Annotated in this window: 11 protein-coding genes; 7 read left to right on the top strand and 4 right to left on the bottom strand. The window is 64.6% G+C overall.

Features of this window, described 5'->3' with window-relative positions; all coding sequences use genetic code 11:
• Positions 1 to 152 precede the first annotated feature (152 nt).
• Positions 153 to 647 carry a YbaN family protein gene (locus EBQ26_RS09815; protein ID WP_122238837.1) on the bottom strand — a complete coding sequence of 165 codons (495 nt, stop codon included), beginning with the start codon at positions 645 to 647 and terminating at the stop codon, positions 153 to 155.
• A gap of 324 nt (positions 648 to 971) precedes the next feature.
• Between EBQ26_RS09815 and EBQ26_RS09810 the strand changes: the two genes are divergently transcribed.
• Positions 972 to 2,411 carry a YncE family protein gene (locus EBQ26_RS09810; protein ID WP_122238836.1) on the top strand — a complete coding sequence of 480 codons (1,440 nt, stop codon included), beginning with the start codon at positions 972 to 974 and terminating at the stop codon, positions 2,409 to 2,411.
• A 157-nt stretch (positions 2,412 to 2,568) separates the two neighbouring features.
• Here EBQ26_RS09810 and EBQ26_RS09805 read toward each other — a convergent pair whose 3' ends face one another.
• Positions 2,569 to 3,138: a DUF1439 domain-containing protein gene (locus tag EBQ26_RS09805; RefSeq protein WP_122238835.1), complete on the bottom strand. Its 570-nt coding sequence runs from the start codon at positions 3,136 to 3,138 to the stop codon at positions 2,569 to 2,571.
• A 159-nt stretch (positions 3,139 to 3,297) separates the two neighbouring features.
• Here EBQ26_RS09805 and trpD point away from each other — a divergent pair, with 159 nt between their 5' ends.
• From trpD to EBQ26_RS09780, 5 genes are all read left to right on the top strand, one after another.
• Complete coding sequence (gene trpD, locus EBQ26_RS09800; protein ID WP_122238874.1) at positions 3,298 to 4,332, top strand: anthranilate phosphoribosyltransferase; 1,035 nt, start codon at positions 3,298 to 3,300, stop codon at positions 4,330 to 4,332.
• 124 nt (positions 4,333 to 4,456) lie between these two features.
• Positions 4,457 to 5,509 carry an NAD(P)H-dependent flavin oxidoreductase gene (locus EBQ26_RS09795; protein WP_122238834.1) on the top strand — a complete coding sequence of 351 codons (1,053 nt, stop codon included), beginning with the start codon at positions 4,457 to 4,459 and terminating at the stop codon, positions 5,507 to 5,509.
• 613 nt (positions 5,510 to 6,122) lie between these two features.
• On the top strand, positions 6,123 to 6,989 hold the full coding sequence (gene asd / locus EBQ26_RS09790) for an archaetidylserine decarboxylase (protein WP_122238873.1): 867 nt from the start codon (positions 6,123 to 6,125) through the stop codon (positions 6,987 to 6,989).
• 40 nt (positions 6,990 to 7,029) lie between these two features.
• Positions 7,030 to 7,908 (top strand): LOG family protein, encoded by an 879-nt coding sequence (locus EBQ26_RS09785; RefSeq protein WP_122238833.1) that lies wholly within the window; start codon positions 7,030 to 7,032, stop codon positions 7,906 to 7,908.
• Positions 7,909 to 7,920: 12 nt separating this feature from the next.
• Positions 7,921 to 8,691, top strand: a complete 771-nt coding sequence (locus EBQ26_RS09780) for a 16S rRNA pseudouridine(516) synthase (RefSeq protein ID WP_238944290.1) — start codon at positions 7,921 to 7,923, stop codon at positions 8,689 to 8,691.
• 233 nt (positions 8,692 to 8,924) lie between these two features.
• Here EBQ26_RS09780 and EBQ26_RS09775 read toward each other — a convergent pair whose 3' ends face one another.
• Entirely contained in the window at positions 8,925 to 9,755 is an 831-nt protein-coding gene (locus EBQ26_RS09775) for a MetQ/NlpA family ABC transporter substrate-binding protein (RefSeq protein WP_122238832.1), read from the bottom strand.
• 180 nt (positions 9,756 to 9,935) lie between these two features.
• Positions 9,936 to 10,760 carry a posphoenolpyruvate synthetase regulatory kinase/phosphorylase PpsR gene (ppsR, locus tag EBQ26_RS09770; RefSeq protein ID WP_122238831.1) on the bottom strand — a complete coding sequence of 275 codons (825 nt, stop codon included), beginning with the start codon at positions 10,758 to 10,760 and terminating at the stop codon, positions 9,936 to 9,938.
• A 142-nt stretch (positions 10,761 to 10,902) separates the two neighbouring features.
• Here ppsR and EBQ26_RS09765 point away from each other — a divergent pair, with 142 nt between their 5' ends.
• The gene (locus EBQ26_RS09765; protein ID WP_238944289.1) at positions 10,903 to 11,493 is read left to right on the top strand and encodes a dihydrofolate reductase; all 591 of its coding nucleotides are present in this window, start codon (positions 10,903 to 10,905) and stop codon (positions 11,491 to 11,493) included.
• Positions 11,494 to 11,534: the final 41 nt, after the last annotated feature.

Here is an 11,534-nt window from a genome sequence, read left to right as displayed (position 1 = left end):
AGGCAGGCAGGGAAGCCCGTCAATCCATTAATTTACATATCAAAAAGAAACAAAATTGCCTTGTTTCGGCATGATGTGTATAAATCTATTTTTACTTTGATTGGATGTTTGGCGCGCTGTGATGGATCTTTAGCGCGGAGGCTGCTGCGCGGCTACATCGCATCCGAAGGCGGCTCGGGCCGCAGCCACAGCCAGATGGCCACGCAGGCCAGGCACACGGCTGTGAAGGCAATGGCGGGCTTGGGCATATTGGTCAGCAACATCACCCCCACGCTGGCGGCCATCACCAGGCTGGCGGTGCATTTGGATTTGCGGCTGACCAGGCCGCCTTCCTCCCAATTGCGCAAAGTGGGGCCAAACGTTTTATGTCCCAGCAGCCAATCGTGCGTGCGCGGCGAGCTGCGCGCCGCGGCCCAGGCGGCGATGAGGATGAAGACCGTCGTCGGCAGGCCGGGCACGAAAACGCCCACGATGCCCAGCGCCAGGCACAGCAGCGCCAGCAGATGCAGCAGCGTGCGCATGACCGGGTTGGTGTGCGGCAGGGCACGCGGCTTGCGCGCCGGAGTGTGGGCGGTGGCAGGCGCTTGGGCGGGTTCAGGCGGCGTTGCACGCGGGGTTTTAGGGGCCTGGGGAGGCACGGCGGTCATGGCGATGGGCTGGCAGAGCGAGAGGGTAAGGCGATTGTAGGGAGCTTGCCGGGCCGCTGCGGCTGCGCAGGCGCTGGCCCGATGTGCCTTCAAAGAGCGGCGCAAAGCGCATGTACGCGTTTCCTGCACGCGCCAAGGTTTTGAGCGGGCGCTTGCAAGGCGAGCGATGCGTCAAGTGATTGAGAATGGTTTTGAATAGTATCCTCTTGCCCTGCCGGCGATGGCCGGTTTTTTCACTCTTGGCGGCCTGTGGGCCGTTTTTTTGAAAGTTCTTTTATGCATTTGCATTTCCGTACCCGTTCCCCATGGGCCGGCCGCTGGGCTATGGGCGTTGTAGTGGCTGCTGCGTTGAGCGCTTGTGGCTCGCAAACGGTACCTGTGGCGCAGGCGCCCCAACAGGCGCAAGTGGTGGCCCTCCAGGCTGCGCCCACTGAGCAACCGCGCACGCTGGCGCAGTTCGCGGCTGTCGATAACCGCTTTACCGGCCAGGCGCGCGCGGGTGCGCCAGTGGTGTATGCAGGCGATGTGGTGCCCATCAATGGCAGCCAGTTCAAACCCGGCCAGATGGTGACGCTCATTTACGAGGGCCAGCCTTTGGCCGCGCCAGTGGCAGTGGATGCCCAGGGCAAGTTCAGCGTGCCGGTGCAAATCCCCGCGCAGGCGCAGCCTGGCCGCCATCCGGTGGTGGTCAGCGCCACTGGCCCGAATGCGGCGATGGTGGTTGCGCTCAAGGTTTCGCCCAAGCTGGCGGCCAGTGGGCAGGAGCGTTTTGCCCTTCAAAGCGCCAAGGTGGCCGAGGGCGGGCTGTACCAGTCGGCCTATAGCGCCAAAAGTGGAGCGGTGTTTGTCACGCGCGCGGCAGGTCGCCCGCCGGTAGCGCAGTCGGAGCTGGTCAAGCTCGATGCCCAAAGCCTGCAAGTGCTCGCGCGCATCACGCCCGCGCAAGCGCCTGAGCGCAAAGACCGGGAGGGCAAGATGCAACCCGGTGGCGTGTTTGCGGTGTATGGCGTGGGGGTGGACGATGCGCGCGGCACGGTGTGGGTGAGCAACACGCGCCAGAACACGGTGGCGGTGTACCGCCAGTCCGATTTGCGCTTGCTCAAACAACTGCCGCCGCAATCGGTGGGGCATCCGCGCGATGTGGTGATCGATGGGCGCTTGGGCAAGGCGTTTGTTTCCACCGTTTCACCCAAGATCGAGGTGTTTGATACGCGCACGATGCAAAAGGCGGGGACGATAGAAATCCAGAGCACGTTGCGCGGCGCGGCTGCACGCGGCTTTGCGTCCATGAGCCTGGCGCTGGATGCCGCCTCGGGCAAGCTGTTTGCTGTCAGCAGCACGGGCGAGGTGGCGGTGATCGATGCCAAGAGCCAGCGCGTGGAGCGTGTGTTTGCCATCGAAGGCGTTACCGGCAGCTCGGGCGTGGCTTATGACGCGCGCAGTGGCCGCCTGTTTGTGGCGTCGCAAGGCTCGGACGATGTGGCCATCGTGGATGCCGCCACGGGCCGCCTGCTGCACCGTGCGTTGGTCGGCGCCAGCCCGTTGAACGTGGCGTTTGATCCGGCCAGCGGCCTGGCGTATGTGGTCAACCGCGCGGGCAGCACGATTGCAGCGCTGAATGCAGAGGGCCAAGTGGTGGGCAACTGGGCCAGCGGCCCGCAACCCAACCACATCAGCGTGGGCGGGCAGGGCGTGTACGTGGTCAACAGCGGCCCGGCCAGCCACCCCGACAGTGGGCAGATCACGCGCATCCAGGCGCGCTGAAAATAGCCGTTGCTGCACCCCGGTGTGCTGCAACGGCCATCACAAAAAACGCTGCGGGCCTGTGCGCCCGCAGCGTTTTTTCATGGAAGGTGGCATTTTTTATAAATCAAAAGAAAAGAAAATGCCTATTTTCGGCATTAATTCAAATAATCGAATTTTATTCTTGATTTGAAATATCGGGTATGCCCAATTTGGCCACCAGTGCCCCGTTGTGAACATGCACCTCGCGCAGCAGCATGCGTGTGGCCAGCCCTTTGGCAGTCGGCTCAAGCACATGCACCGGGCGCAAGGCATACAACCGTTGCAGCGCCGAAGAGGCCGCCTGCCCTGCCAGCGTGGCGTAGCGCTCGGGCATGCCTGGCGCGCTGATGCGCTCGATGGCCGGGGCGTTGAGGTAGAAAGCGCCTTCGGCGGCCTCGTAGCGCAGCCCGCTGGAGGCCTCCACATCGCCTTGCCAGGAACGGCCCAGAGACGGCACGGCAACGTTGACGCGCAGGCGGGCGCGGATGCGGGTGCTGCGCTCGCTCAAGCTCACGCGCGGATCTTGCAGCGTCAGCTCCAGCGGCCCGTAGGCTTTGTGAATGGGCGGGCGAGCGGCCAAGGCTTGCTGCAATTGCTCCGCTGTGAAGCGCAGCTCCATGCCTTGCTGGCGCATCTGCCATAGCAGGCCCGCCCCGGTCAGCAGCGCCAGCAGGGCGGCAAGAAAGAGGAGGCGCTTGAACGTCATGGCGGGCAATGGGTGCAGCGGGGGCTATGGGCAGCGTATGGCGGCGGGGCTATGGCGGCGGGGGCCAAGTGTATATTCGCCGCCGTTTCGGCTGGCGATGCGCCGCGCTGGCCTTTTCTGATTGACCTCTTTGCGGCCCGCTGCGGCCCGCCCATTGCCATGCCTATCACCCCCCAAGAAGCGCTGCAACGCACCATTGAGCACCGCGAAATCTTCCACGATGAAATGCTGCATTTGATGCGCCTGATCATGCAGGGCGAAATCTCGCCGCTGATGACGGCGGCCATCATCACCGGCCTGCGCGTGAAGAAGGAAACGATTGGCGAGATCACCGCCGCCGCCGCCGTGATGCGCGAACTCTCGCGCAAGGTCGAAGTGGCCGACACCACCCATCTGGTGGACATCGTGGGCACGGGCGGCGATGGCGCGCACACCTTCAACATCTCCACCTGCTCCATCTTCGTGGCTGCGGCCGCGGGCGCCAAGATCAGCAAGCACGGCGGGCGCAGCGTCTCCAGCAAAAGCGGCAGCGCCGACGTGCTCGAAGCCTTGGGCGTGTGCATTGATTTGACGCCGCCGCAAATCGCCCAATGCCTGGCGCGCACCGGCATCGGCTTCATGTTTGCGCCCAACCACCACCCGGCGATGAAAAACGTCGCCCCCATCCGCAAGGAAATGGGCGTGCGCAGCCTGTTCAACATCCTCGGTCCGCTGACCAACCCGGCCGGCGCGCCCAACATCCTCATGGGCGTGTTCCACGCCGATTTGGTGGGCATCCAGGTGCGCGCGCTGGAGCGCCTGGGCACCGAGCACGCCCTCATCGTCTATGGCCGCGACGGGCTGGACGAAATCAGCCTGGGCGCGGCCACGATGGTGGGTGAGCTGAAAAACGGCCAGGTGCTGGAATACGAAATCCACCCCGAAGACTTTGGCCTGGCTATGGCCAGCACCCGCGCGCTGCGCGTGGAAACGCCCGAGCAATCGCAGCGCATGCTGCTGGACGTGCTCGAAGGCCACAGCGGCCCGGCGCGCGACATAGTGCTGTTCAACACTGCTGCTGCGCTCTACGCCGCAGGCTGCGCTGCCGACATCGCTCAGGGGCTGGAACTCTCGCGCCAAGCCATCGACAGCGGCGCGGCGCGGCGCAAGCTCGATGAGCTGGTGCAGGTCACGCAGGAGCTGCGTGTCCCATGATTTTACATTTCAAAAAGAAATAAAATTGCCATGTTTCGGCAATTGTATCAATGTATTTAATTTGCATTGGTGTGTATAGGCTTGGCCGAAAACAACGCTCTCCCCCCCTCGGGAACCCCCCCTCATGCATGATTTTTTCCGCACCCTTGGCCTGCGCCTGCCGCTGATCCAGGCCCCCATGGCGGGCGTGCAAGACGCGCGCCTGGCGCTGGCCGTGGCCCGCGCGGGCGCGCTCGGCTCGCTGCCCTGCGCCATGCTCGGCCCCGAAGCGCTGGCGCACAACCTGCACACCTTGCGCCAGGCGCTGGGGCCGCAGGGCGTGTTCAACCTCAACTTCTTCTGCCACCCCGAGCCGGCCATCACCGCCGAAGCGCAAACGCGTTGGCACGCCGCGCTCGCGCCGCTGTACCAGGAGCTGGGCGTGGCGCAAACGCCGCCGCCGCTGCAATCGGGCCGCCAGCCCTTTAGCGCCGCGCTGGCCGATGCCATCGAGCCATTTCGCCCGCCCGTGCTCAGCTTTCACTTCGGCCTGCCCGCGCCCGAGCTGCTGGCGCGCGTCAAAAGCTGGGGCGCGCGCGTGCTCGCCAGCGCCACCACCGTGGCCGAGGCGCAATGGCTGCAAGCGCATGGGGCCGATGCCATCATCGCCCAAGGGCTGGAGGCGGGCGGCCACCGCGGGCACTTTCTCAGCCTGGATGTGAGCGCGCAAATGGGCACCTTTGCCCTGGTGCCGCAAATCGTCGATGCCGTGCGCTTGCCCGTCATCGCCGCAGGCGGCATCGCCAGCCCGCGCGAAGTGCGCGCCGCCCTGGCGCTGGGGGCTGCGGGCGTGCAGGCGGGCACCGCTTATTTGCTGGCCGACGAGGCGCAAACCAGCGCGCTGCACCGCCAGGCCCTGCGCAGCCCGGCGGCGCGCCACACCGTGCTGACCCGCGCCTTTACCGGCGGCGCGGCGCGTGGCATCCGCAACCGCGCCATCACAGCGCTGCAAGCGCAAGAAGCGGCCATCCCCGCCTTTCCGCTGGCCGCCAGCGGCATTGCGCCCCTGCGCGAGCGGGCCGAGGCGCAAGGCTCGGGCGAGTTTTCCCCCTTGTGGTCGGGCCAGAACAACCACGCGCTGCGCGAGGCTTCGGCAGAGGCGATCACGCAATGGTTGGGTGAAGGGGTGGCCGATTAGGTGTTTTATTTTATATATCAAAGGAAATGAAATCACCTGCTTTTGGCATGGTAGTGTTGAAGATATTTTTATAATGAATTGCAATTCGTCCATTGGCTGGAGGCGGGCCAAGCGCGGGCCTGCTCCCTTTGCCTGGTGACTTCCCGGCCGCAGAGGTGCCACGGCCCCTGAAAAACCGACGATTACAATGCGCCGCTTCGCACCGGGCGCAGTGCCAAGCGGGCCTTTCCTTCAGTGCGCGCTGGCGGTTTGGGGCGTTGACACCGTTTTGAACAACCCCTAGAGCGTGTTATGCACTTTGCGCTCCCCCGCGCTGGCCCCAAAACCGTGTAATCGCAAGGCGGCGCGCGCCGCCAAGGCTGGCTGCCTTGGCAAGCGGGCCAACGCGGCGAGTGCATGGTTTTGGGGCCAGCCCGAAGGGAGAGCGCCCCGGCATGCGCATTGCGGCGTTGCCGCCCCCTTGCAGCCCGCCAGGCTGCGGCGGGGACGGCGCCTTGCACTGCACACGCCGGGGCGCTCTCGCGGGGGGCGAAAAGTGCATAACACGCTCTAATGCCCGCCTTGGCAGGCCCTTCTCCATTCAGCAGGCTGCTTGGCGGCCCAGGTCTCGCGCATGTCGTTGTTTTTCCAAAAAATCCTTCCCCGTCGCAGTGTGACCCGCCTGGCGGGCGTGGTGGCTTCGTCGCAGCAGCGCTGGCTGGCCCAGCCCATGATCCGCTGGTTCATCGAACGCTATGGGGTGGATATGAGCGAGGCGCTGCACCCGCAGCCCGAGCATTACGCCAGCTTCAACGATTTCTTCACGCGCGCGCTGCGCCCCGGTGCGCGGCCGCTGGCGAGCTGCGATTGGATTTGCCCCGTCGATGGCGCCATCAGCCAGCTCGGGCGCGTGCAGCAAGGCCGCATCGTGCAGGCCAAAGGGCGCGATTACACGGCCGCCGAGCTGCTGGCCGACCCCGAGCGCGCCGCCATCTATGCCGATGGCTATTTCGCCACCCTGTACCTCAGCCCGCGTGATTACCACCGCATCCACATGCCCTGCGATGGCCGCCTGCTGCGCATGAGCCATGTGCCGGGCGATTTGTATTCCGTCAACCCGGCCACGGCGCAGGGGCTCGATCGCCTCTTTGCCCGCAACGAGCGGCTGGTGTGCTGGTTCGAGGGGCCGCAGGGGCCGTTCGTGCTGGTGCTGGTGGGCGCCACGATTGTGGGCAGCATGGCTACAAGCTGGCATGGCGTGGTCAATACCGAGCGCCCCGGCGCCATCCGCCACTGGCAATACGGCGCGCAGGGCCATGCGGAGGTGGCACTGCGCCAGGGCGAGGAGATGGGGCGCTTTCAGCTCGGCTCCACCGTCATCGTGCTGATGCCGCCCGATGTGCCGCTGCGCTGGCAACCGCGCTGGCAGCCTGGCGCAGCCATCCGCATGGGCGAGGCCATGGCCGAGCGTGTGCACGCCCCGGCGCAAGAGCCTACTTGATTTCATCCCGAACCATTCACCCCTACATTGCGAGGCATCCATGAGAGCAATTCCGCCGCACATCAGCGAAACCCTGACCCATTCGATTGAAGAAATCGGTGCGCAGGACTTGAACCCCAAGGCCCTGCAACCGCAGTCGTACCGGCTGGCGTTTGATGACCCCGAATTTCTCTCACGCAAGGAAACGCGCGGCATCCGCTTTCAGTTGGAGCTGCTCAAGCCCGAGCTGGAGCAAGAAGCGCGTGGCGTGCACCACACGGTGGTGGTGTTTGGCGGCGCGCGCGTGTTGGATGCGCAAACGGCGCAGCGGCAGCTCGACGCCGCGCGCGCCAGCGGCGATGCCCAAGCCCTGGCCCTGGCCGAGCGCAATGCGCGCAATGCACACTATTACGAGAGCGCGCGCACGTTCGCCAACCTGGTGGCGCGCGCCTGCGAATCCCTGCCCGTGCAGGATCGCTTCGTGATTTGCACGGGCGGCGGCCCCGGCATCATGGAGGCGGCCAACCGTGGCGCGTTTGAAGCCGGTGCGCTCAATGTGGGCCTGAACATTACCCTGCCGCACGAGCAAAGCGGCAACCGCTACATCACGCCGGGGCTGAGCTTCAAATTCCATTACTTTGCGCTGCGCAAAATGCACTTTCTCATCCGCTCCAAGGCGCTGGTGGTGTTCCCCGGCGGGTTTGGCACGCTCGATGAGCTGTTTGAAGTGCTCACCCTGGTGCAAACACGCAAAGCCAAGCGCGTGCCCATCGTGCTATTTGGCTCGGAGTACTGGAAGCGCCTGCTGAACCTGGAGATGCTGGCGCAAGAAGGCATGATCGCCCCCGAAGATTTGGAGCTGGTGCATTACAGCGACACGCCCGAAGACGCCTGGGAGTGCATCCGTCAGTTCTACCAAGTCCAGGCCGATGAAGCGTGAGGGCCCGGTGGCATGAGTGATGTGCGCGGCATGCCCGGCTGCGAGCTGGCAGAAATCCTCTACACCCAGGGCTTTGGCACGCGGCGCGTGTGCTGGGGGCTGATCCAGGGCGGGCATGTGCGCATCGCCCAGGGCGAAGGCCCCTGGCAGGACGTACGCGACGGCGCGCTGTGGGTGCAGCAGCCCGAAACCCTGCGCCTGAACGTGCAAGGCCAGATCTGGCCCTGCCACGCCAAAGCCTATGTGATGCTGCACAAACCAGCCGGGGTGGAATGCTCGCAAAAACCCTCGGCCTGGCCCAGCGTCTATACCCTGCTGCCCGCGCCGCTGCGCCAGCGCCCCGTCAAAGGCGGCCAGGCTGGCGTGCAAGCCATTGGCCGACTCGATCAGGACACCACCGGCCTACTGCTGCTCTCGGACGATGGGCGCTTCATCCACCGCCTCAGCTCGCCCAAACATGCGGTGCCCAAGGTGTACGAAGTCCACACCCGCCACCCGGTCACACCCCAGGCCATCGCCGCTTTGCTCGACGGCGTGACGTTGCGCGACCGCGCCCAACACGAGCAAGTGCGCGCCGATGCCGTGCAGCAGCACGCCCCCACCCACATCAGCCTGACCCTGCACGCGGGCAAATACCACCAGGTCAAACGCATGCTCGCCGCCGTAGGCAACCGCGTCGAGGCGTTGCACCGCAGCCAGATCGGCGGCCTGCGCCTGCCAAGCGATCTGGCCCCCGGCCAATGGCGCTGGCTGGGCGAGCAGGAGCTGGCTTTGCTGGGGTGAGGCTGATGCGCCAGAGCCTGTGCTCAGCGCCCTGGCGGGCGCACACCCCCACCCCAACCCTCCCCCGCAAGCGGGGAAGGGCGTGAAGATGCGCTGGCTTGTGGGCGTTTCATTTGGATTTTCCGGGTCGGGTGAAATTTTTTAAATCAAAGGTTGATAAAAAATCCTCTCGTGGCAATATCTTCATGCCGTGAGAGGATTTTGTTATTTCCTTTGATGTGTAATTTTGTCGCTTACTTTTGCAGCCAGGGGAAGTCGATCAGCTCGCCATAGTGTTTGCGCAGCGTGGCGCGCACCTCGGGGCTTTGCTGGTAAATCTCGATGAATTGCAGGATGCGTGGGTCTTGGGCGCGCTCGGGTTTGGTCACCCAGCGGATGGCGTAGCGGCGCAGGTTTTCGGCGTCGGTGTTGTCGAAGAACAGCCCGTCGGTTTCGGCAATGCCAGCCTGCTTGGCAAAGGTGGCGTAGGTGACGGAGGCGGTTACGTCATCGAAAGAGCGCGCGGCGTGTGCGCCTTCGATGGGGACGATGCGGATGTTTTTCGGGTTGGCGGTGATGTCTTCCAGCTTGGCTTGGGTCGTCACGCCGGGCTTGAGCGTGATGAGCCCGGCCGATTGCAGCAGCAGCAAGGCGCGCGCGGCGTTGACGGGGTCCGACGGAATGGCAATGGTGGCGCCCTCGGGCACGGCGTCGCCTTTTTTCAGCTTTTTGGAGTACAGGCCCATGGTGGTCGAATAGCCGTAGGCAATGGGTGTGAGCTGGGCGTTTTGCTTTTGGTTGAACAATTGCAAGAACGGCGCGTGCTGGAAGAAGTTCACATCCACCGCGCCATCGGCCACGGCGGTGTTGGGCAGCACCCAGTCGCTGAATTCCACCAATTGCACCTCCAGGCCCTGGGCCTTGGCTTGCTGGATGGCGACTTCCGTTGCCGCGTTGGCGACGACGGGGATGACGCCTACTTTGAGCGGTTTGCTCTCGCCTGCGGCCTGGGCCGCGCCCAGGGCAAAAGTGCAGCCGATGAGGGCCAGACGGCAGAGGTGGGAGAGGGGGCGGGAGGGGAGCATGAGAGGCAGCCTTTCTGCGGTGGAGTGGGCCGTCGCTGGCGCAAAGCGGTGGCAAAGGCTGGCTGGTCGGCCATGCGCTGGGGGCGACAAGCAGCGGCGCATGGACGATGGCGGGACGGCGGGTTGAATCGAGCCGCGCAGTATAGGCCGCGCGATCAAGGGGCCGAGCGCGTGGGGGCGTCACTGCACGGCCATGCGCCCGGGCAGCAGCTCTTGCAAGATGGTGGTGGAGATTTCTTCAATCGATTTGGTGGTGGTGGAGAGCCAACTGACCCCCGCGCGGCGCATCATGCTTTCGGCCTCGTGCACTTCCATGCGGCAGTTTTCCAGGCTGGCGTAGCGCGAGCCGGGGCGGCGCTCGTTGCGGATTTCCGAAAGGCGCTCGGGCAGGATGGTCAGGCCAAAGAGCTTTTTCTTCAGCGGCACCAGCGCGGCGGGCAGTTGGCGGCGCTCGAAATCTTCCGGAATCAGCGGGTAATTGGCCACTTTCAGCCCATACTGCATGGCCAGGTACAGGCTGGTGGGGGTTTTGCCGCTGCGGCTCACGCCCACCAGGATCACGTCGGCGCTGGCCAGATCGGTGTTGGATTGGCCGTCGTCGTGCGCCAGTGTGTAGTTGATGGCCTCCATGCGGTCGGAGTATTCCTTGCTTTTGCTGATATCGGTGAAGCGGCCCACGCGGTGGTGCGATTTGATGCCCAGCTCCTCCTCCAGCGGGCGCACAAAGCGGCCGAACATGTCCATCACCAGCGCCTGGCAATGTTGGGCGAACACTTCTTGCACTTCGGGGTTGACCAGCGTGGTAAAGACGATGGGCTTGTGCTTGTCCAGATCAAAGCTGTGGTTGATCTGGCGGATGGCCTGATGGGCTTTGTCCACCGTGTCCACAAACGGCAGGCGCACCCTGCGCGAATCCATATCAAACTGGGCCAGGATGGCGTTGCCGAACATTTCGGCGGTGATGCCGGTGCCGTCGGAGACGAAATACGTGGTGCGCTTGGGCATGGTTTTCAGTCAAACAAAGGGGAAGAACAACGGGGCATCATAGAGCGTGTTGCGCCTCGAATGCGCCCGAGCGCAGGGCGCTGTTGCAGTATGCTCTGCGCCCTTCTCAGAACCACAGCCCCGCGCCCGCGCTTTCTCGCCTATGACTCTTGCCCCCGTGCGCCTTGCCCTGATTGCCGCTGTTGCCGCCAATGGCGTGATCGGGCGCGAGGGCGGCATGCCTTGGCATTTGCCGCAAGACTTTCGCTACTTCAAGAACCAGACCATGGGTTGGCCCATGGTGATGGGCCGCCGCACCTGGGCGTCGCTGCCCGGCCTGCTGCCCGGTCGGCCCCACGTGGTGCTCTCCTCGCAGCCGCTGGACTTGCCGCCAGGCGCTTACCTTGCCGCCGATTGGGGTCAGGCCCGGCGCTTGGCCAGCGCCCTGGCCGTCAAGACCGATGCGGCCATGGCCGGGCGCACGCCCACCGTTTTCGTCATCGGCGGGGCGCAGTTGTACGCCCTGGCATTGCCCGAGGCCAGCGATTTGTATTTGACGGAAATTGCGGCGCAGGTGCAGGGCGATACCGTCTTTCCCACTTGGGATCGCAGCGCATTCGTGGAAATGTCCCGCCACCCCCAGCACGGGCCGTTGCAGGCGGGCGGCGCGCCCGTGCGCTTCGATTTCGTGCATTACCAGCGCCGCGCCGATGGCGCTGCCCGCCGCTGCACAAGGCCCGCCTGTGTGCCCTGACGCAGGGGTGTTTCTCTCTTTCCGCCCAAAGGACTTTTGCC

It is taken from the genome of Allofranklinella schreckenbergeri, from assembly GCF_003703475.1.
Classification (GTDB): domain Bacteria; phylum Pseudomonadota; class Gammaproteobacteria; order Burkholderiales; family Burkholderiaceae_C; genus Lampropedia; species Lampropedia schreckenbergeri.
Note: the sequence above shows the minus strand (reverse complement) of the source record. Positions and strands in the feature narration are given on the sequence as shown.

What these genes read in the sequence shown, in the direction of transcription:
- EBQ26_RS09815 (WP_122238837.1), bottom strand. Translation starts at nt 647, where the DNA reads ATGACCGCCGTGCCTCCCCAGGCCCCTAAAACCCCGCGTGCAACGCCG.
- EBQ26_RS09810 (WP_122238836.1), top strand. Translation starts at nt 972, where the DNA reads ATGGGCGTTGTAGTGGCTGCTGCGTTGAGCGCTTGTGGCTCGCAAACG.
- EBQ26_RS09805 (WP_122238835.1), bottom strand. Translation starts at nt 3,138, where the DNA reads ATGACGTTCAAGCGCCTCCTCTTTCTTGCCGCCCTGCTGGCGCTGCTG.
- trpD (WP_122238874.1), top strand. Translation starts at nt 3,298, where the DNA reads ATGCCTATCACCCCCCAAGAAGCGCTGCAACGCACCATTGAGCACCGC.
- EBQ26_RS09795 (WP_122238834.1), top strand. Translation starts at nt 4,457, where the DNA reads ATGCATGATTTTTTCCGCACCCTTGGCCTGCGCCTGCCGCTGATCCAG.
- asd (WP_122238873.1), top strand. Translation starts at nt 6,123, where the DNA reads ATGTCGTTGTTTTTCCAAAAAATCCTTCCCCGTCGCAGTGTGACCCGC.
- EBQ26_RS09785 (WP_122238833.1), top strand. Translation starts at nt 7,030, where the DNA reads ATGAGAGCAATTCCGCCGCACATCAGCGAAACCCTGACCCATTCGATT.
- EBQ26_RS09780 (WP_238944290.1), top strand. Translation starts at nt 7,921, where the DNA reads ATGAGTGATGTGCGCGGCATGCCCGGCTGCGAGCTGGCAGAAATCCTC.
- EBQ26_RS09775 (WP_122238832.1), bottom strand. Translation starts at nt 9,755, where the DNA reads ATGCTCCCCTCCCGCCCCCTCTCCCACCTCTGCCGTCTGGCCCTCATC.
- ppsR (WP_122238831.1), bottom strand. Translation starts at nt 10,760, where the DNA reads ATGCCCAAGCGCACCACGTATTTCGTCTCCGACGGCACCGGCATCACC.
- EBQ26_RS09765 (WP_238944289.1), top strand. Translation starts at nt 10,903, where the DNA reads ATGACTCTTGCCCCCGTGCGCCTTGCCCTGATTGCCGCTGTTGCCGCC.